19 protein-coding genes are annotated in these 19,728 nt (G+C 64.2%); 9 read left to right on the forward strand and 10 right to left on the reverse strand.

The features are described 5' to 3' along the window. Positions 1-357, forward strand: coding sequence for a RidA family protein (locus tag NG898_RS19585; RefSeq protein WP_252693988.1), 357 nt, complete (start codon positions 1-3; stop codon positions 355-357). A gap of 13 nt (positions 358-370) precedes the next feature. Beyond that, positions 371-1,624, forward strand: a complete 1,254-nt coding sequence (locus NG898_RS19590; protein ID WP_252693989.1) for an NAD(P)/FAD-dependent oxidoreductase — start codon at positions 371-373, stop codon at positions 1,622-1,624. Between the two features lie 72 nt (positions 1,625-1,696). On the opposite strand, the gene NG898_RS19595 is transcribed toward NG898_RS19590, so the two are convergent. Next, positions 1,697-2,356, reverse strand: coding sequence for a glutathione S-transferase family protein (locus tag NG898_RS19595; RefSeq protein WP_027679701.1), 660 nt, complete (start codon positions 2,354-2,356; stop codon positions 1,697-1,699). Positions 2,357-2,612: 256 nt separating this feature from the next. Here NG898_RS19595 and NG898_RS19600 point away from each other — a divergent pair, with 256 nt between their 5' ends. After that, on the forward strand, positions 2,613-3,968 hold the full coding sequence (locus tag NG898_RS19600; protein ID WP_252693990.1) for a polyhydroxyalkanoate depolymerase: 1,356 nt from the start codon (positions 2,613-2,615) through the stop codon (positions 3,966-3,968). An 88-nt stretch (positions 3,969-4,056) separates the two neighbouring features. Continuing rightward, positions 4,057-5,256, forward strand: coding sequence for a cupin domain-containing protein (locus NG898_RS19605; protein ID WP_252693991.1), 1,200 nt, complete (start codon positions 4,057-4,059; stop codon positions 5,254-5,256). On the opposite strand, the gene NG898_RS19610 is transcribed toward NG898_RS19605, so the two are convergent. From NG898_RS19610 to NG898_RS19640, 7 genes are all read right to left on the reverse strand, one after another. Next, positions 5,187-6,662, reverse strand: coding sequence for a M81 family metallopeptidase (locus NG898_RS19610; RefSeq protein WP_252693992.1), 1,476 nt, complete (start codon positions 6,660-6,662; stop codon positions 5,187-5,189). The two genes, NG898_RS19605 and NG898_RS19610, sit on opposite strands and share 70 nt — an antisense overlap. 19 nt (positions 6,663-6,681) lie before the next feature. Beyond that, entirely contained in the window at positions 6,682-7,926 is a 1,245-nt protein-coding gene (locus NG898_RS19615) for a Zn-dependent hydrolase (protein WP_420803708.1), read from the reverse strand. A 14-nt stretch (positions 7,927-7,940) separates the two neighbouring features. Further along, the gene (locus NG898_RS19620; protein WP_252693993.1) at positions 7,941-8,657 is read right to left on the reverse strand and encodes an ABC transporter ATP-binding protein; all 717 of its coding nucleotides are present in this window, start codon (positions 8,655-8,657) and stop codon (positions 7,941-7,943) included. After that, positions 8,654-9,424, reverse strand: a complete 771-nt coding sequence (locus NG898_RS19625; protein WP_252693994.1) for an ABC transporter ATP-binding protein — start codon at positions 9,422-9,424, stop codon at positions 8,654-8,656. The genes NG898_RS19620 and NG898_RS19625 overlap by 4 nt, the downstream gene beginning before the upstream one ends. Continuing rightward, positions 9,421-10,389 (reverse strand): branched-chain amino acid ABC transporter permease, encoded by a 969-nt coding sequence (locus tag NG898_RS19630; protein ID WP_252693995.1) that lies wholly within the window; start codon positions 10,387-10,389, stop codon positions 9,421-9,423. Before NG898_RS19630 ends, NG898_RS19625 begins: the two co-directional genes overlap by 4 nt. Then, positions 10,389-11,246 (reverse strand): branched-chain amino acid ABC transporter permease, encoded by an 858-nt coding sequence (locus NG898_RS19635; RefSeq protein WP_252693996.1) that lies wholly within the window; start codon positions 11,244-11,246, stop codon positions 10,389-10,391. Before NG898_RS19635 ends, NG898_RS19630 begins: the two co-directional genes overlap by 1 nt. Before the next feature lie 80 nt (positions 11,247-11,326). Continuing rightward, positions 11,327-12,526: an ABC transporter substrate-binding protein gene (locus NG898_RS19640; RefSeq protein WP_252693997.1), complete on the reverse strand. Its 1,200-nt coding sequence runs from the start codon at positions 12,524-12,526 to the stop codon at positions 11,327-11,329. A gap of 353 nt (positions 12,527-12,879) precedes the next feature. Here NG898_RS19640 and NG898_RS19645 point away from each other — a divergent pair, with 353 nt between their 5' ends. Further along, positions 12,880-13,719, forward strand: coding sequence for a FadR/GntR family transcriptional regulator (locus NG898_RS19645; RefSeq protein WP_252693998.1), 840 nt, complete (start codon positions 12,880-12,882; stop codon positions 13,717-13,719). Between the two features lie 4 nt (positions 13,720-13,723). On the opposite strand, the gene cynS is transcribed toward NG898_RS19645, so the two are convergent. Further along, positions 13,724-14,167, reverse strand: coding sequence for a cyanase (gene cynS / locus NG898_RS19650; protein WP_252693999.1), 444 nt, complete (start codon positions 14,165-14,167; stop codon positions 13,724-13,726). A 143-nt stretch (positions 14,168-14,310) separates the two neighbouring features. Next, positions 14,311-15,390, reverse strand: coding sequence for a porin (locus NG898_RS19655; protein ID WP_252694000.1), 1,080 nt, complete (start codon positions 15,388-15,390; stop codon positions 14,311-14,313). Positions 15,391-15,603: 213 nt separating this feature from the next. On the opposite strand from NG898_RS19655, the gene NG898_RS26130 reads away from it, so the two are divergent. From NG898_RS26130 to NG898_RS19675, 4 genes are all read left to right on the forward strand, one after another. Then, positions 15,604-15,831 carry a carbohydrate porin gene (locus NG898_RS26130; protein ID WP_260774050.1) on the forward strand — a complete coding sequence of 76 codons (228 nt, stop codon included), beginning with the start codon at positions 15,604-15,606 and terminating at the stop codon, positions 15,829-15,831. Positions 15,832-15,861: 30 nt separating this feature from the next. Next, positions 15,862-16,872 (forward strand): D-xylose ABC transporter substrate-binding protein, encoded by a 1,011-nt coding sequence (xylF, locus tag NG898_RS19665; RefSeq protein ID WP_252694001.1) that lies wholly within the window; start codon positions 15,862-15,864, stop codon positions 16,870-16,872. Positions 16,873-16,942: 70 nt separating this feature from the next. Next, positions 16,943-18,490: a xylose ABC transporter ATP-binding protein gene (locus NG898_RS19670; protein WP_252694002.1), complete on the forward strand. Its 1,548-nt coding sequence runs from the start codon at positions 16,943-16,945 to the stop codon at positions 18,488-18,490. A 6-nt stretch (positions 18,491-18,496) separates the two neighbouring features. Next, a complete protein-coding gene (locus tag NG898_RS19675; RefSeq protein WP_252694003.1) occupies positions 18,497-19,699 on the forward strand; it encodes a sugar ABC transporter permease in 1,203 nt (400 codons plus the stop codon). Positions 19,700-19,728: the final 29 nt, after the last annotated feature.

Raw genomic sequence — 19,728 nt, forward strand, 5'->3', positions numbered from 1 at the left:
ATGACCGATATCCAACGCCTCCACACCAACGCCCGCATGAGCCAGATCGTGATCGCCAATGGCATCGTGCATCTGGCCGGGCAAGTGCCCGACGTCGACTTCAAGTCGGTGACGGAGCAGACCAACAACATCCTCGAGCGCATCGATGCTCTGCTGGCCGAAGCGGGCGTGGACAAGACGCGACTGATTTCCGCCAACATCTGGCTGACCGACGCCAAGCACTTTGCCGAGCTGAACGCCGCCTGGGAAGCCTGGGTGCCGGCCGGCCACGCGCCTACGCGCGCCTGCGTGCAGTCGGGCCTGATGCGCCCGGGCATTGACGTCGAGATCGCCGTCACGGCATTGGCCAAGCCTTAAGGAGCGGCTCGCCATGCGCTTTGACACCCTTGTGCTGGGCGCCGGCATTGTCGGCGTATCGGTAGCGGTGCATCTGCAGCAACGCGGGCGCGCCGTCGCCCTTGTGGACCGCCGTGCGCCGGGCTTTGAGACGTCGTTCGGCAATGCCGGGCTGATCCAGCGCGAGGGTGTGTATCCGTATGCGTTCCCGCGCGACCTCTCGACGCTGTTGCGTTATGCGAGCAATACGTCGGCCGACGTGCATTACCACCCCGGCGATATGCCCCGGCTGCTGCCGTTTCTGTGGCAGTACTGGCGCAACTCGCACCCCACGCGGCACGCAGCGATTGCACGTGCGTATGCACCGCTGATCGCGCACAGCGTGAGCGAGCACCGCGCGCTGGCCGAAGCCGCTGGCGCCACAGGGCTGATCCGCCCCAGTGGCTGGATCAAGGTCTTCCGCAACGCGGCCACGCAGGACAAGGAAACGCGCAACGTCGAGCGCTGGCAGCGCGAATACGGCGTCGCCTTTGAAGCGCTCGACCCGGCGCGCCTGCGCAGCGTTGAACCGCATCTGGACACATCGCTGCTGGGCGGCCTGCGCTACACGGAAGCGGATTCCGTGAGCGACCCAAACGCGCTGGTCACGGCCTACGCAAAGTATTTCGAGCAACTCGGCGGCCGCCTGTTTGAAGCCGATGCCAACACGCTCACGCCCAACGCACCGTGGCTGCTGCAAACCAAGGAAGGCGAGCTGCGCGCCGACAACGTCGTCATCGCCATGGGCCCCTGGGCGGACGTCATCACCTCACGCCTGGGCTACAGCCTGCCGCTGGCCGTCAAGCGCGGATACCACATGCACTACGCGCCCGCGCAAGGTGCGCAGTTGAACCATCCCGTGCTGGATGCCGACGGCGGTTATGTGCTGGCGCCGATGGCGCGCGGCATCCGGCTGACCACCGGCGCGGAACTCGCGCACCGCGATGCACCCAAGACGCCCGTGCAACTGGACGCTGTCGAGCCCGTCGCCCGCAAGCTCTTTCCACTGGCAGAACGTGTGGATGCGGAACCGTGGATGGGCGCTCGCCCTTGCACGCCCGACATGTTGCCGATCATCGGGCCGGCGCCCCACCATCCAAGCCTGTGGTTCGCGTTTGGCCATGCACACCACGGCCTGACGTTGGGCCCGATTACCGGGCGATTAATTGCGGAAATGATGACGGGCGAGACACCCACCGTGGATGCTCGCCCGTTCCGTGCGCAACGCTTCTGGGATTCAGCTCGCTAGTTCCATCCGCGCGGGTGTGGGGCCGGTACTTGATTGGCAGGCCGTCGTCTCGCAAGTACTTCGGGCCCCGCCCTAGAACTCCATATCCAGCTCGTCGATATCTGCCTGTTCAGCCTTCGCCCCGGCAATCCATTCGGCGACGTGCGGGTGCTCGAGCACGCGCAGGCAATACTCGGCAATCTCCGGATCGAGCTTGACGTCGTAGGTCAGGAATCGCATGACGACTGGCGCATACATCGCGTCAGCCATGCTGATCTCGCCAAACAGCCAAGGGCCGCCGTACTGGGCGAGGCATTCGCGCCAGATGAGCGTGATGCGCTCGATGTCGTGCTGCGCGCGGGACCAGATGCGGAAGTTCGGGAAATGTGCGCGCAGATTCATCGGCAGTGCCGAGCGCAGCGCGCTGAAGCCCGAATGCATCTCGCCGCAGATCGCTCGGCAATGCGCGCGGGCATGTCGGTCGGCGGGCAGCAGCTTGGCCTCGGGGCGGAGTTCGTTGAGGTATTCGGCAATCGCCAGCACGTCCCACACTTTGCGGCCTTCGTGCGTGAGGCACGGCACGAGAATCGACGGCGACAGCAGCAGCAATTCCGCGCGCGATGAGGCGTCGATGGGCACGCTCACCGTCTCGAAAGGCAGGCCGCTGAGCTTGGCCAGCAGCCAGCCGCGCATCGACCACGACGAATAATTGCGACTGCTGATCGTCAGCGTTGTCAGGTCGACGGATTTCATATCGGTCCCCGGTTGTCCCCGTTTTCCAATCAGGTGCATGACCGGCGTCAGGCACCTTGCCGGTGCGCTGGTTGCACCCGCCCGCTGCAAGGACGCGTGCCACGCCGCACCCCGCGTGGATGCCGCGCAAAGCCTGTGCCAGTCATCATCAGCGCGGATGCGGTTTTGCGCCCACCGGCATGTGAGGTGGCATATGTATTGCCTGCTTCGTTCGACCGGCCTTGACGTGTCTTGCGACGCCATCACGGAACCCGCCATGAACCTGCTCGCGTATCCCCTCTACCAGTGGCTGTCCGAATGCCTGCGGCCCGCGCGTGCATGGGCCTCGTTCTCGCGGCTGGCGATGGCGCAGTGGCCCCCGTCGACTGTGCATCCGACTGCCCGGGCAATGGATGCCTGGCTCGAACTGCTGGAGTGCAGCGCGATCACGCACCGCCGCCCATCGTTCGGTATCGACAGCGTTGAGGTCGACGGCCGCGCGGTGCCGGTCGTGGAAGACACCGCGATGCAAACGCCGTTCGGCACGCTCGTGCACTTCCGCAAGACAACGCCCACGCCGCAACCGCGCGTGCTGGTTGCTGCGCCCTTGTCCGGGCACTTCGCCACGCTGCTGCGCGGCACGCTGCGCACGATGCTCGCCGATCACGACGTGTACGTGACGGACTGGCACAACGCGCGCGACATTCCGGTGTCAGCCGGGCGCTTCGGCTTTGATGAATACGTCGGCCACCTGATCGATTTCATCCGCCACATCGGCCCCGACGCACACGTGCTGGCCATCTGCCAGCCGACCGTGGCCGCGCTGTCGGCGGTCTCACTCCTGGCTGCCGACAACGACCCCGCACAGCCCGCCAGCCTCACACTCATGGCCGGCCCCATCGATTGCCGCGTCGGCCCCACCGCGGTAAACGACTTGGCCAACAGCAAGCCGATCGAATGGTTCGAGAAGAACCTGATCGGCGTCGTGCCGCCCGGCTTTGCGGGCGAGCAGCGCCGCGTGTATCCGGGCTTCGTGCAGTTGAGCGCGTTCATGTCGATGAATTCGGAACGCCACGTGCAGTCGTTTGAAGAGATGTACTACCAGCGCGCCAAAGGCGACCCTGCCAAGGCCGATACGATCCGCGCCTTCTACGACGAATACCTGGCCACGTGCGACCTCACCGCCGAGTTCTATCTGGAAACGGTAGAAAAGGTCTTTCAGCAATACGCATTGCCGCGCGGCGAGTTGATGGTCGGCGGCCGGTTGGTCGAACCGGCGGCGATCCATCACACCGCGCTGCTGACGGTCGAGGGGGAGAAGGACGATATCTGCGCGGTCGGGCAGACCGTCGCTGCGCAGGATCTGTGCTCGGGGCTGCCGCCCTACCTGAAGACACACCATGTGCAGGCCGGTGCAGGCCACTACGGCGTGTTCAACGGCAGCAAATGGGAAAAGCAGATCTACCCGATCGTGCGCGCCACTATCCACGACAACGAGCCCTTCGACGCCAGCACCGGCGCCCGTGACGAAGACAACGCGCACCGCGTCACGCTGCGTGCGCTGCTCGATGCGCGAACGTCGAGCCAGGCCGTCACCCGCCGACGCTCGCGCAAGATGGCGCTCACGCACTGACTGTCAGCGAGGCGTCATTCAGCAGGGCGAGTATCGAAGCCGGGCAGGTCATTCTCCATCGATGTTGATCGATTCACGGAGGGTTGCGATGAACACTCACACCACGGAGTTCCAACGCGCTTCGAGCCTGTTGCATCCGGGCGGCAACCCGATCCGCCTCAAATCGGGCGACTTCGTTGCGGTGGATCGCCGCCAGGACGCCAAGTACGCAGCGACCTATCGCCCGCAAGCGCTGTACAGCCGCGCCGACGAAGGCTTTGCCGCCAACAACGAAGCCTTCCTGCTGCATGAGGTTGCCACCAACCGGCCGATCTACCTGGAAGAGACCGGCCCGACCGACTTCCATCTGCATCTGCCGCCGGGCGCGTTTCAGTTCGTGCTGGTCACCTCGGGCGTATTTACGTTCGACTACGATGGCCGGCTGCATTACGTCGGCCCCGGTTCGGTGATCCTGCAAAGCGCGATCGTGCATCGGCAGCTTTTCTACACGTGGTCGGGCCTGTCCACCGAAGACAACCTGAACACGCCGCAAACCGTGGTGCCCGACGCACTTTCCATGGGGTGCTCGGGCAAGTTTCTCGAAGCGTTCATTACCGATCCGACGACGTTTCCCAACCCGACGATTGTGCCGTCGGCGCTGATCGACGAAGCCGAGACGCCGCGCATCGCCTGGAGCCACCCGGCGCATGACCGGCCCGCCGGTGCAGACTTCTGGGTGCAAGACCCGCTGGAATTGCATGCGCTGTACAAGCCGCTGGCTGGTGACTCCATCCAATCGCCCGGCCCGGTTTACGTGCGCGACACCGGCATCGAAGCACCCAGCGGCCAGCTTGTGACGGGACACATCATTGCGACCAACCCGCGCGGCCAGTCGAGCCTGCCCAAGAGCCAGGCAGGCGTGGTAGATGCAGCGTCCTTCTCGAAAGGCGAGGTGGTCATTTACCGCGTCATTCGCGGCACGGCCGAATTCAAGGACGGCGCGGGCAACACGCTCGAGCTGGCCGCCGGCGACGTGGTGACGGCAGGCCAGCATTCGGTCACGCTCGTCGGCATGGGCGAAGACACGCAGATCCTCCGCCTCGGCCTGCTAAGCAACATCGAAAAGCTGCGCAGCTGGACGCGCATGCAATGCGACGAGATCGACGGCCTGGCGGGCCGCATCATCACCAAGACAGAGACGCGCCCGCAACGGACCGAAGGTAAGCCGGTCGGGTATCTCTACGGAACCGTCGCGGCATCCAACGGGAACACCGGCCGCTTGAGCGTGGCAAACGGAAAGCGGGTGTAGTCGGAACTCGTTACGCCGCCGCCGTCGCACTCCACCACGGCTTTTGCGATGGGCACGAACACGGGCCGGCAATACATGCGCGACTTCAGCAACACGAAACGCGCGGCAAGCGGGTCTACCCCGATGTGCGTGAAGATGCCGAGGTCCCAATGCTCCTGCGGCGTCTCCGTGACGACGATCTGCGCCGCGCCGATGTCGAGAAGCGCCGTTCGCCCCATGCGGATGCGTTGCCCGGTATAGGTCGGCCCCATGATGGTGTATTCGCCGTCGCTGATGGCGACAACCTTGCCCGTCAGCGCGCGCGGCACGGGGTAGATGCCGAGCTGCACAAGCGGCACCTTGTCGCCCACCGGCAGCGTGACCGTGGCACCCTCGCCCGCCTCGATCATTGCAGCGACAGCTTCCGGATCGCACACCGGCCCGACGGCGATGCCGCTCAAGCCTTGCCGCAACGCTTCGTGCAGGACGTGCATGTCATCGCACGTGCCGCCGGACATGCAGTTGTCGCCGTGATCGAGCAGCAGCACGGGGCCGCTGCCCGGCGCATCCGCCAACTTGGCCGCGCGCGCGATCGATTCGGTCAGCGGTTCAGAGCGATAGACGAACCCTTCGCGGTCGGCCCAGATGGCATCGGCGATGCGTTGCGCCGCAGCGTCTGCTGCGTGCTTGTCGCCGTTACCAACGACCACGACGGAAAGGCACGGCGCAGCAATGTCCGCCAGCCCGAATCCGGCCAGGATCGACACGGCCAGCATGCCGTCAGTCTCGGCCCGCTTGGCGAGCGCCACGGCGCGGTGCATCGCCCCTTCGTCGGTACGGCTGCGCAGTGTGTGCGTGACCATCGGCAGGCGACGCCACGCGAGCACGGGGTTCGCGCGGCCGGCCAGCTTGTCGAACAGCAGGCGGCCGGCGTGCTCGCCGGTTTCGTACATGTCGACGTGCGGATACGTCTTGAAGCTGACTGCGATGTCGGCCAGGTCAATGAACTTCTGCGTGAGGTTGCCGTGCAAATCCAGCGCAACGGCAATCGGCACGTCGGGCACCACCGCACGCAGGCGTTCGAGCAGATCGCCTTCGCCGTCGTCGCTGTTCTCGGCGACCATCGCGCCGTGCAGATCGAGCAGCAGCGCATCGCACCCCGGCGCAGCCGCGACGATGACATCGCACAACGTGGTGTACGCCAGCGCTGCCACGCGCCCGCTCGGGTTCGCCCCGGCAACAACGGGCACGACGATTTCCGCGCCGGCCGCCTCGGCCAGATCAATGAACGCACCGGCCGCTGTGCGCGTGCCCTTGGCGGCGCGATAAGCGTCATCGCCGTAGTGCGGATGGAACGATGCCAACGGCGTCGGCACCGGCGAGAACGTATTGGTCTCGTGATTGAAGCGAGCGATCAGGATGCGCATGAGCGGTCGGGTGATGGTGTCAAACGCGGCCGGCGGCTTGCAGCATCGCGTGCAGCAGCACGTTGGCCCCGGCTTCGAGATGTTCCGGGCTGGCGTCTTCGATCTCGTTGTGGCTGATGCCGTCCTTGCACGGCACGAAGATCATCGCGGTGGGAGCCACACGGGCAAGGTAGACCGCGTCATGGCCTGCTCCGCTGATCACATCCATCTCTGACAAACCGAGTTGGCGAGCGCCGCTGCGCACTGCGTTCACGAGCGTAGCGTCGAACGGCTGCGGCGGAAAATAGACGACCTGGCGCAACGCAATATCGATACCGCTGCGCGCGGCCAACGCCGCCACGGCCTCATGCAGTGCCGCATCCATGTCGGAGAGCATCGCATCGTCGGCGGCACGAAAATCGATCGTCATCGACACGCGGCCTGGAATCACGTTGCGCGAATCCGGATGCACGCTCAGGCAGCCCACCGTGGCGCGCGCATGCGGTGGGCGCTCCAGCGCGATGCGGTTGGCAATGCCGACAAGCTCCGCCGCCGGCAGCAACGCATCGCGGCGCAGTTCCATCGGCGTGGGGCCTGCGTGCGCTTCCATGCCAGTCAGAACCACGTCGTACCAGCGTTGGCCCAGCGCGCCAGTCACCACACCAATCGTCGTGCCGTGCGCTTCGAGCACCGGCCCTTGCTCGATATGCGCTTCGAAGTAGGCACCGACCTGCCTGCCGCCAACCGGCTCGGCGCCCGCGTAGCCGATGCTGCGCAGCGCCTCGCCCACGGCCACGCCATCGCGGTCCTGCGCGGCCAGCACGGCGTCCAGCGCAAACTCGCCGATGAACGCGCCAGAGCCCATCATCACCGGCACGAAGCGCGAACCCTCTTCGTTGGTCCATACGGCCACTTCGATGGGCGCTTCGGTTTGAATGCCCGCGTCGTTGAGCGTGCGCACGACTTCGATGCCGGCAAACACGCCGTAGTTGCCGTCGAACTTGCCGCCGGTCGGCTGCGTGTCGATGTGGCTGCCGGTCATCACTGGCGGCATTGCATTGTTGCGCCCGGCGCGTCTGGCGAAGAGGTTGCCGATGGCGTCCACGCGTACGGTGCAGCCCGCGGCTTTGGCCTGCGCAACGAAGAAGTCACGCCCCTGGCGGTCGAGATCCGTCAGCGCCAGGCGCCGCACGCCACCCTTGGGTGTCGCGCCAATGCTGGCCTGCTGCATGAGCGTGTCCCACAGGCGCGCGCCGTTGATACGGAGTTGAGTCTCTGTCGTCATCATTTCTCGCAAGTTCATGCAGCCAGGCCGACACCAAGGTACCGGTCCTTGATGGCGTCGTCGGCGCGGAAGGCTTCGTTGCTGCCGGTGTAGACCACACGGCCCTGTTCAATGATCACGTGGCGGTCAGCGAGCTGCGTGCAGACCTCCAGGTTCTGCTCGACCAGCAGGATGGACACGCCCGCCTGCTTGATCATCTTCAACTGCGCGACGATCTCTTCCACGATGACGGGCGCCAGGCCCTCCACCGGCTCGTCCAACATCAGCAGGCGCGGGTGGTTCATCAGCGCGCGGCCAATGGCCAGCATCTGCTGCTCGCCGCCGGAGAGGTTGGCGCCACCATTGCGCCGCCGTTCGTGCAGGCGCGGGAAGATGCGGTAGATGTCGGCCAGCTGCCACGGAGAATCGCGCCGCACGCCGAGCTTCAGGTTCTCTTCCACCGTCAGCAGCTTGAAGATGCCGCGATGCTCGGGCACGAGGCACAAACCCTGCGCGGCAATGCGATGCGCCGGCTGCCCGGCGATGTCCTTGCCGCGAAAACGCACCTGCCCGCCGCGCGGCGTCACCACGCCGGCAATCGTCTTCAGGGTGGTCGATTTTCCGGCGCCATTGCGGCCGAGCAGCGTCACGAGTTCGCCCTCGCCCACCGTGAGCGCCACGCCCTGCAGCACGTGGCTCTTGCCGTAATAGCCGTGGAGGTCTGCAACGTCGAGAATCGCCGTCGTTGTCATTTCTTGCCTCCGGTGATCATGTTGCCGAGATACGCGGCGCGCACGCGTGGGTCCGCTCGTACGGCATCGGGCGTGCCTTCCATCAGCACCTTGCCCTGCTGCATGACGGTGATCGTGTCGGAGATGTCCATGACGATGTCCATGTTGTGCTCGATCAGCACGACGGTATGGTCTTGCGCCAAGCCGCGAATGAGCGCCTTCATGGCAGGCAGATCGTCCACGCCCATGCCGGAAGTCGGTTCGTCGAGGAAGATCGCGCGCGGGTTGGCGGCCAGCGCCATACCGACCTCCAGCCGGCGTTGCTGGCCATGCGAGAGCGCGGCAGCCGGCGTGTCGGCCAGGCGTGGCAATTCAAGCCGATCAAGCACGCGGTCGACCGTATCGGTGCACGCCAGATCGCCCTGCGGCAGGCGCCAGCCGTGCATGGCACGACGCGGCGTGGTACCGAGTGCGGCGAGGCGCAGGTTCTCGCGCACGGAAAGGCTCGGGAACAGGCTCGTCACCTGGAACGAACGCGCAATGCCGCGCTGCACGCGCTGGAAGTCGGCCTCGCGCGTCACGTCGTGGCCATCGAAGACGATGGTGCCGCTGGTGATCATGCGCGTGCCCGTGAGCATGTGGAACAGCGTGGTCTTGCCCGCGCCGTTCGGGCCGATGACGGAGTGCACCGTGCCGGGCATCACACGCAAATCGACGCCACCCAGTGCAGTGAACTTGCCGTATTGCTTAACGATGCCAGTGGCTTGAAGGATGGGCGTGGCGGTCATGCGCTTTCCTCCTGCACTGCCGGTGCGTTACGCGGTGCGCGCATGCGTTGCCACAGCTTCTGTCCGAGCCCGAACAGCCCGCGCTGCATGAACAGGCTCACCGCAATCAGCAGGAAGCCGAGCAACATGAGCCAGCGCGGCCACAGGCTGGAGAGCCAGTCCGACAGCAGCACGTAGAACGCCGCACCCAACACCGAGGCAAACACGTTGCCCGTGCCGCCGATAACGGTCATCACCAGGATCATCTCGCTGACGTGGTAATCGATATTGGCCAGCGGCGCGATGCCCGTGAGCATGGCGTGCAGCGCGCCGGCCAGGCCCGTGACGGCGCCCGAGATGACGAAGGCCAGCAGCTTGAACGCACGCACGTTGTAGCCGACAGCGAGGGCGCGTTCTTCGTTGTCGCGAATCGCCAGCAGCGTGCGGCCGAATACCGATTCCGTCACGCGTTGCACGAGGAAGAACACAACAAGGAACAGCACCGCCACGAACGCATAGAACGCCCAGGGCGAGCCGGCAAACGCCGGGCGCGGAATGTCGAGCAGGCCGTTATCCCCGCCCGTGAGCGATGGCGTGGTGTAGGCCAGGAAATAGAACATCTGCGAGAAGGCCAGCGTGAGCATGACGAAGTACGTGCCGCGCTGGCGGATGGCAAACCAGCCGACCAGCGCCGCCACGATCGCACCGACCACAACGGCCAAAACAAGCGCCACAGGCATCGGGAGCGACAGCTGCGTGAGGCCGACGCCCACCGCATAACTGCCCAGCCCGAAGAAAATGCCCTGCCCGAACGACAGCAGCCCCGTATAGCCAAGCAGCAGGTTGCAGGCCATGACGGCCATCGCATAGACGAGCACTTCGGTGGCCAACGTGCCTGACGTCAGCACCAGCGGCAGCAATAGCGTCACGCTCAGCGCCAGCCACCAGAAGCGGTAGCGCGAAAGTCCATGGAATGCGGCGTGCATCATCCCCTCCCCAGCAGGCCGTGAGGGCGCAGCAGCAGCACGGCCGCCATCGCCACGTAGATCATCAGCCGCGCGCCCTCGGGCCACAGCGTGCTCATCAGGCTCTGCACGATGCCCACCAGCAGGCCTCCGACCAGCGCCCCCGCAAAGCTGCCCATGCCGCCCACCACCACCACAACGAAGGCGACGCCGAGGGCCTCTACGCCCATGAACGGCTCCGCGCCGCGAATGGGCGCAGCCAGCACCCCGGCCACCGCCGCCGTAGCCGCGCCCAGCGCAAACATCAGACTGAACAGGCGGAACACGTTGATGCCGAGCAGCGACACCATCTCGGTCGATTCGCTGCCCGCGCGCACCGCACTGCCCAGGCGCGTGCCCTCCAGCAGCCACCACAACGCGAGTGCCAGGACGGCCGTAAAACCGATGACGAAGAGGCGATATTTCGGGTAGACGAAATCGCCCCACATCACCACGCCCTGCAGCGCATCGGGCGCAGGCACATCTACGCCCAGCGGCCCCCAGGCCACGATGATGAGTTCCTGCACGACCAGCGCCAGACCCACCGTGACGACGATGTGGAACTCGTGCGCCTGCGCATACACATGGCGCAGCAGCACCTTCTCCGTCACCCAGGCAAGCGCGCCGATGACGATGGGCGCGAACACAAGTGCCAGCCAGAAATTCATGCCCATCTGCAGGGCTTGAAAGCAGAGATACGCGCCCAGCGCATAGAACGCGCCGTGAGCGAAATTGACGAAGCGCAACAGCCCGAAGATGATCGACAACCCCACCGCCAGCAGGAAGTAGAGCATGCCGATCCCCACGCCGTTGACGACCTGGAGCAGGTAGACATTCATTGCGTTGACCGAAATGGCACTCAGGAAGACAGGCGCCCGCGCTTCAGCAACTGAAGCCAGGCGACCGGCAGATCAGACCCTCAGGCCAGCTTGCACTGCGTCTGTTCAATCGGCAGGAATGCCTTGCCGACGGCAACCACTTCAGCGAAGTCGTCCTTGTCTTTCATGCGGCTCTTGGGCTTGCCCTTGAGCAAGTAGTAGTTCTTGAGCACTTGGTGGTCGGCCGCGCGAATCTCTTCGGGGCCCGTGAGGCCGTCGTACTTCATGCCCTGCAGCGCGGCGATCACAGCCTTCGGATCGGCGCTGCCAGCCTTGGCCATCGCGTCGAGCAGGATCTTCGTGCAGGTGTACGAGCCTGCGAGGCTGTAGTTCGGGTTGGATTTGAACGTGGCCTGCGTGCGTTTCACCAGATCGCGGTTGGCGGGCGTATCGACGTCGTGCCAGTACTGCGCGCCGAAGTAGACGCCGTCGCACAAGTCAGCGCCGAGCGATTCGAACTGCTCCAGGCCAGATGCCCACGCCACCAGGATCGTCGTGTTCTTCTTCATGCCGAAGCTCACCGCCTGACGTAGCGTGTCGGAAGATTGCGAGCCGAAGTTCAGGATCAGCAGCACATCCGGCTTGGCCGCCATCGCGTTGGTCAGATAGCCGCTGAATTCCTTCTCGGTAAGCGCGTGGTAGCTGTTGCCCACATGCTCGATGCCCTTTTCCTTGAAGATGTTCTTGGCAGCCGACAACAGCCCATCGCCAAACACGTATTGCGGCGTGATGGTGTACCAGCGCTTGGCTTTGGGCATCGACTCGATCAGCGGGCGCACGGTGCGCTCGATGGCGCCGTATGTGGGCACCGACCAGCGGAAGGTCGCGCGGTTGCAGTCCTTACCGGTGATTTCATCGGCGCCCGCGGTGGTGATGAACACGCCGCCGAACTTCTCCGCCTCCTTGCCCATCGCCAGCGACTCGGACGACAGGATGCCGCCCGCGAAGTAGCGCGCGTTCTTCTGTTGCGCGAGTTCCTGCACCTTGCGCACGGCGGTGGCCGGCTTGCCCTCGGTGTCGAGCACGCTGTACGCCAGCGGGCGGCCGAGCACCTTGCCGTATTGCTCCACTGCCAGCTTCATGCCCAGGTCGGCGAACTTGCCGTTGGCAGCGAACGGACCGGACATCGGCACCGGGCAGCCCAGTTCGATGGCATCTGCCGCCAACGCAAGGCGGGCCTGCAGCAGCGACGCGGGCACGGCGGACAGCGCCGCCAGTTTGAGCAAGTCTCGACGATTCAAAGCGCACTCCTTGGGGTTCGTGTATGGGACACAACAAGCGCCTGGAGCCACCTGGGGCGGCTTCCTCCTAGCCTGACCGGCGAGGTTTTCGCCGACGGTAGCGTCGAGCAAGAACCAGACCAGTTTCTTATATTTGTTATGATAAATAGGCGAAATCATCATAGAAGCCGCGTCCTCGCCGCGTCAACGACGAAGAGGTCGGTGTTTACGCCAAGGTGTGCGTGATGAAGATGCCGGGTGACGATGCGGGAATGCGGTGCGTGCGCACGATCGAAGGGCATGCATGCACCACGCCGGACAGCCGGGTGACACAACCCTGAAGTTAGAATGCGCGCAACAAGGAACGGACATCCATGGCCACACTCGGACCAGGCAAGACGGCGTCGATCGGCATCCGCAAGCAGAAGCGCGCCGACCTCGTGGCCGAAGAACTCAAGCGGCTGATCACGCAGCGCAACCTCAAGCCCGGCGACAAGCTCCCGCAGGAGATCAAGCTGCAGGAGACCTTCGGTGTGAGCAAAGGCACCATCCGCGAGGCGCTGAAATCATTGGAGGTGCAGGGTCTGGTGAGTGTGAGCACGGGGCCCGCCGGCGGCGGCACCATCGTCGAGGTGCCGTTGGACCGCACGTTCCAGCTCATGCAGAACTATCTGTTCTTCAAAGACATCGGCATTGCAGACGTCTACACCGTGCGTCGGCTGCTTGAGCCGGAGCTTGCCGCCGGGGCGGTGCCGCATCTGACCGAAGACGACTTCCGCGCGCTCGAGCACACCATCGATCTGTGCGACCCGGCTTCTGCCAAAGCTGCCGCGCCACTCGATCAGCGACAGGAAGACCTGAGCTTTCACGACATTCTGGCTGCGGCCAATCCCAACCCGATGCTGCGGTTCTGCTGCGAGCTGATCAACGAAATGATTCGGCAGCTTGTGGTGTTCGGCAATGAAACGTCACCGAAGGACCACGCCAAGTTCGGCGCGTCCAACGTCAAGTTCCACCGGCAGATTCTGGATGCAGCGCGCGCGCGCGACGCTGAGACCGTGCGCGAACTCATGAGCACGCACATGGAAGATTGCACGCATCACGTCACGCGCATGAAAGGCCGCGTGCACGGCCGTCTTGTGCTCGACTCCGAAATGCCGCGCCGCAATCGGCCGCAGCTGGACGACCACGACGACAGCGACGACGGCGCGTGACGGCTCAGTAGGTCTTGTAGGGCAAAAACTTGCCGCTCATGACAATGCGAACGCGATCGCCCTTGGGATCGGGCTCGCGCGTGAGATCCATGTTGAAGTCGATCGCGCTCATGATGCCGTCGCCAAACTCTTCGTGGATCAGCGCCTTGAACGTCGTGCCGTACACGCTGATGAGTTCATAGAAGCGGTAGATCAGTGGATCCGTTGGTACCGCTGTGGGCAGTGACCCCTTGTACGGCGTCACCTGCAGCAGCATGACGGCCTCTTCAGGCAGATCCAGCGCTGCGCCAACGGCCTTTGCCTGCGCTTCGGTCAGCGTCATCTGGCCGAGCAGCGCGGCGGTGCTCCATTCCTTGCTGTGGCCGATCACCTCGGCCAATTGCGTCCACGTCAGTTGCTTTTTGATCTTCTGCAGGACGATCAGATCTGTTACGTCTTCGCGTTGCATGGCAGCTCCCTGGGTTGGGTGAGAAAACAGCACGCGACATGAGCAAGGTCGATGCCAACCAGGGAACGCCGCGCCCCCTTTTTGAAGGTTGCGCCGATGACGGCCATGCCGCCATCGTGCTTTGACGTTCGACGCGAAGGACGTCAGAACCAGTGCATGATCCCGGTGTACACGCCTTGCTGGCCCGAGCCGGGGGCCGGCTTGCCGCCACCCGCCTCAACCGAGAAAGACGCGTTGCTGCCGTTCATCACGGTACCGATGGTGCCGTACAGCAACGTGCGCTTCGAGAAGTAGTAGTTGGCGCCCACCGTCAGCAGCGTGCCGTTTCCGCCGCCCTGGTTGCGGTTCGCCCTGTATGCACCGCCGATCAGCGTCAAAGCCGGCGTGACCTGATAGTTGGCCCCCAGCCAGTAGGTTTGCTGGTGGGTCGCGCCGCTCGGGTTGTCCGCGTCCGCAACAGTGGCGCCGCCCGACTGGATACGGCTGTAGCCGCCGAACAGCTTGAGGTCGCCGATCTGATACGTGCCACCTGCTGTGAACAAGCGGGAAGCGGTATAGAGGTTGGTGAACTCGCCGTTGGTGTCGCGAATTTCTTCGTAGAAGGCCTTAAGCATCAGCGGGCCATTCTGGTAGGCCATGGCGCCGGCAAGCTGCCTGCCAGCGTTGAAGTGCCCCGCCGTTCCATTCAGGCCGGCTTGCGCGCGGAACGAGAAGCCACCCCAGGTCGGCGAGTTGTAGGTGATCGCTTTCTGGCGTGAACCCCAAGTACGGTTGGCCTGCAGCGTCTCGGCGCCCATGTTCTGCAGACCCATCGGGTCAATCGACCATGTCTCGCCATCGGGAATGCCCATGGCCCGGCCGAGCAACAGCGTGCCGTATGTGGTGCTCGATAGCCCCACGACGGCGTAACGATTGAACAGCGCATCCGATGAACCCGAGCCGGAATTGAAGCCGTTCTCGAGGTTCATCACAGCAGACAGGCCGCCACCCAAATCCTCAGAACCCTTGAGGCCCCACATGCTGGTCCCCCACTGGTTGCCGCCGTACTGCAGGTTGCTGGCGGTGCCGTTCGCAGTCGCAATCTTGTTCGTGTAGTCAATGCCCCCGCCGACGCGGCCATATAGCGTGACACTGCTCTGAGCGGCGGCCAGGCCGCTAGTGGCTGCCAGCAGGGCTGCAGCGGCCGCGATGGCAATTCGCTGGGATGGGTTCTTGATACGCATAGCTTTCGTCTCCTCAATTTGGCGTTGTCTTTGTTCGTTCGAGCCGAGTCTCTTGGCGGGCCCGGACAGGAGAATGAGGAGAATTGACAGCGCTGTCAATGTAGGGAGTTGCCCTAGTTTTTAGCCAAGGCACGTCACTGCAAGGCGTCGGAGACGATCGCGTGTGATGGCTCGGACCTAGGGCAAATCCCGAGATTGACAGCGCTGTCAATTTTGACCATTCTGCAGTCCCAACCGGCCCGTGAACCGGATGCCGGTGCCGGCCAAAACGCCCTTGCGCGTGATGGCGACGAACCTCCATGTGCGCGAGCCGTCCTGCGGCTGGCCACAGAGCCGTCGATGTACTTCCGTCCTAATCTGCAGTACATCTTGCATCCGGACGGCACCAGCCAGAACAAGAACGCGTTCGTAATCGGGCTGACAGCCGGCATAGCGTTCTGAACGACAACATCAATGAAGAAGGAGACATTCATGCTTTCCCGCGTACTGAACACCATTGCCGCCGCCGCGGTCCTCACCTTCGCAGCCACCTCGGCCCACGCCAGCAAGGAAGCACCGGTGATCGGCTTCTCGATCGATGACCTGCGCGTCGAGCGCTGGACGCACGACCGCGACTACTTTGTCGAATCCGCCAAGAAGCTGGGCGCGACCGTGAACGTGCAGTCGGCCAACGCCAACGAAGCCAAGCAGATCGCCCAGATCGAAAACCTGATCGCCCAGAACGTCGACGTGCTGGTGATCGTCCCGTTCAACTCCAAGGTGCTGGGCAATGCCATCGCCAGCGCCAAGAAGAAAGGCATCAAGGTTGTGTCGTATGACCGCCTGATCCTGAATGCCGACATCGACGGCTACGTGACCTTCGACAACGTGAAGGTGGGCGAGCTGCAGGCGCAGGGCGTCGTGAAGATCGCGCCGAAGGGCAACTACTTCCTCCTGGGCGGCGCCGCAACCGACAACAACGCCCGCCTGCTGCGCGAAGGCCAGATGAAGGTTCTCAAGCCGTACGTCGACAAGGGCGACATCAAGATCGTTGGCGAGCAGTGGACGCCGGAGTGGGACCCCTCCAAGGCGCAGAACATTGTTGAGAATGCGTTGACCGCAAACAACAACAACATCCAGGGCATCGTCGCGTCCAACGACGGCACGGCCGGCGGCGCGATCCAGGCGCTGGCACGCCAGAAGCTGGCGGGCAAGGTGCCGGTGTCGGGCCAGGACGCCGATCTGGCCGCCGTGCGCCGCGTGGCTGAAGGTACGCAAGCCATGACGGTGTACAAGCCGATCAAGGAAATTGCCGCCACCGCAGCCGAAATGGCCGTCGATTTCGTGAAGGGCACGGCGCCGAAGTTCAACACCAAGCTGAACAACGGCAAGAAGGATGTCGATACCGTGCTGCTGACCCCGACGCTGCTGACCAAGGACAACCTGGATAGCACCGTCGTCAAGGACGGCTTCTATACGCATCAGCAGATCTTCGGCAAGTAAGCAGCCGGTGCAGCAGTCGGTCGTCGGTCATCGGCGGTCAGTGGTCAGTCGTAGTGAGTAGGAGAACGCCATGAGCAGTAACGGCACCCTGTTCGAGATGCGCAACATCGTGAAGTCGTTCTCCGGTGTGCGCGCGCTCGACGGCGTCAGCCTGGCAGTGAAGCCAGGCGAGTGCGTCGGTCTGTGCGGGGAGAACGGCGCCGGGAAATCGACCCTCATGAAGGTGCTGTCGGGGGTCTACCCCTACGGCACCTTCGAAGGCGAGATCCTGTGGGAAGGTGAGCCGCTGCACGCACATTCCGTGCGTGACAGCGAGCGCGCCGGCATCGTCATCATCCATCAGGAGCTGATGCTGGTGCAGCAGCTCTCCGTCACGGAGAACATCTTCCTCGGCAACGAGATCACCAAGCCGGGGGGCCGCATGGACTACGACGCCATGCACGCCAAGGCGGAAGAACTCCTCGCCCGCCTGCGCCTGACCGATGTGAACGTGGCCGCGCCCGTGATGAACTACGGCAGCGGCCACCAGCAGCTTTTCGAGATTGCCAAGGCGCTCGCCAAAAACGCGCGCCTGCTGATCCTGGACGAGCCGACGTCATCGCTGTCCGCCAAGGAAATCGAGGTGCTGCTGTCGATCATTGACGACATCAAGCGCAGCGGCGTGGCGTGCGTGTACATCTCGCACAAGCTCGATGAGGTCAAGCGTGTGTGCGATACCGTCACCGTCATCCGCGACGGCAAGCACATCGGCACACGCCCCGCCGCCGACATGACCGTCGACAACATCATCACGATGATGGTCGGCCGCGAAATGACATCGCTCTTCCCCAAGGTCGAACACACCGTAGGCGAAGTGGTGATGGAAGCGCGCAACGTCACCTGCTGGGATGTCACCAACCCCAACCGCAAGCGCACCGACAACGTGAGTTTTGCCGTGCGCCGCGGTGAGATTCTCGGCATTGCCGGCCTGGTGGGCGCCGGGCGTACGGAGATGGTGTCCGCGTTGTTCGGCGCTTACCCTGGCCGCTCTAGCGCCGAGATCATCATGGACGGCAAGCCGGTCAAGGTCGGCACGCCCGCACAGGCGATTGCCAACGGTATCTGCCTGGTGCCCGAAGACCGCAAGCGCCACGGCATCGTCCCGCTGATGGCCGTGGGCGAGAACATCACGCTCGCCACGCTGGCGCAGTACGCACGCGGTTTGCGTGTCGACAAGGGCGCCGAACTCACCACCGTCGACCGCGAGATCAAACGCCTGCGCATCAAGACCGCAAGCCCCGCACTGGCGATTGCCAGCCTCTCCGGCGGCAACCAGCAGAAGGCCGTGGTCACGAAGATGGTGCTGGCGACGCCAAAGGTGCTCATCCTCGATGAGCCCACGCGCGGTGTCGACGTCGGCTCCAAGTACGACATCTACAAAATGATTGCCGACCTGGCCGCCAGCGGCGTGGCGATCATCATGGTCTCTTCCGAGATGCCGGAAATCCTTGGCATGAGCGATCGTGTCCTGGTCATCGGCGAAGGCCAGTTGCGTGGCGACTTCGTCAATCAAGGCCTGACCCAGGAGCGCATCCTGGCTGCTGCAATCAACGCTGAACCCGGCCGCCAAGCGGCTTGAATTGCCATGTCCAATATCCTGCAATCCCAACTCGCCCGCCAAAACGGCGGCAATGGCGGCCCGCGTCTTGATGGTCGCGCCATCCAGCAACTGTTCGTGCGCTACAAGGTGCTGGCGCTGCTGCTGGCCGTTGCGCTCATCTGGATCTTCTTCTACTTCCAGACCAACGGCACGTTCCTCAAGCCCAACAGCATCTCCAACCTGTTCCTGCAGATGTCGGTCACGGGCATGCTGGCCTGCGGCATGGTGTTCGTCATCATCGCGGGGGAGATCGATCTTTCGGTCGGCTCGCTGCTTGGCCTGCTGGGCGGGCTGGTTGCCATCCTCACCGTCAACCTCGGGTGGAACACCTGGCTGGCCGTGGGCACGGTGCTCGTGGCAGGCGCGGCCATCGGCGTGGTCAACGGCTTCATCACGACCAAGCTGCGTGTGCCCTCGTTCATCGTTGGCCTGGGCGGCATGCTGGCCTTCCGCGGCCTGCTGCAGTGGAGCACCGACAGCGTGACGATTGCCCCGGTGCCCGATGACCTCGGCAACCTCGCGCAGAGCTTCGTGCCGGCATGGCTGTCGTGGTCGCTGGCTGCTGTCATCGTTGCCGGTTCGGTTGTGCTGACCGTGCGCCGCCGTCGCGAGCGTGCCCGCCTGTCGCTCTCGCTCACGCCGATCTGGGCTGACGGACTGAAGCTGCTGGCCATCGCTGCCGCCTCGTTTGGCTTCGTCGCGGTGCTCAACGACGCCAGCGGTGTGCCGCTTCCGGTACTCATCCTCCTCGTGCTGCTGGCCATCTTCTCGTACGTCGCGACACAAACCGTCTTCGGCCGTCACGTCTACGCAGTGGGCGGCAACATGGAAGCCACGCGCCTGTCCGGTGTGAATGTCGGCCGCGTCAAGCTGCTGGTGTTCGTGCTGATGGGCCTGATGTGCGCTTTCGCGGGCATCATCACCACGGCACGTTCGGCGGCAGGTTCGCCCTCCGCCGGGGTGGGCGGCGAACTGGATGCCATCTCCGCGTGCTTCATCGGCGGCACGTCGATGCGCGGCGGCTCGGGCACGGTGTACGGCGCACTGATCGGCGCACTTGTCATGGCCAGCCTCGACAACGGCATGCAGCAAATGAACGTCGACGCCTCGTGGCAGATGATCGTCAAAGGCGTGGTGCTGGTGGTCGCGGTGCTGATCGACGTGCTGTCGGGCTCCAATCGCGGCTGACCGCGGCTGCTGACGTCGGCAAACGCCAC

The sequence above is a fragment of the Ralstonia mojiangensis genome (assembly GCF_023955645.1).
GTDB classification, from domain to species: domain Bacteria; phylum Pseudomonadota; class Gammaproteobacteria; order Burkholderiales; family Burkholderiaceae; genus Ralstonia; species Ralstonia mojiangensis.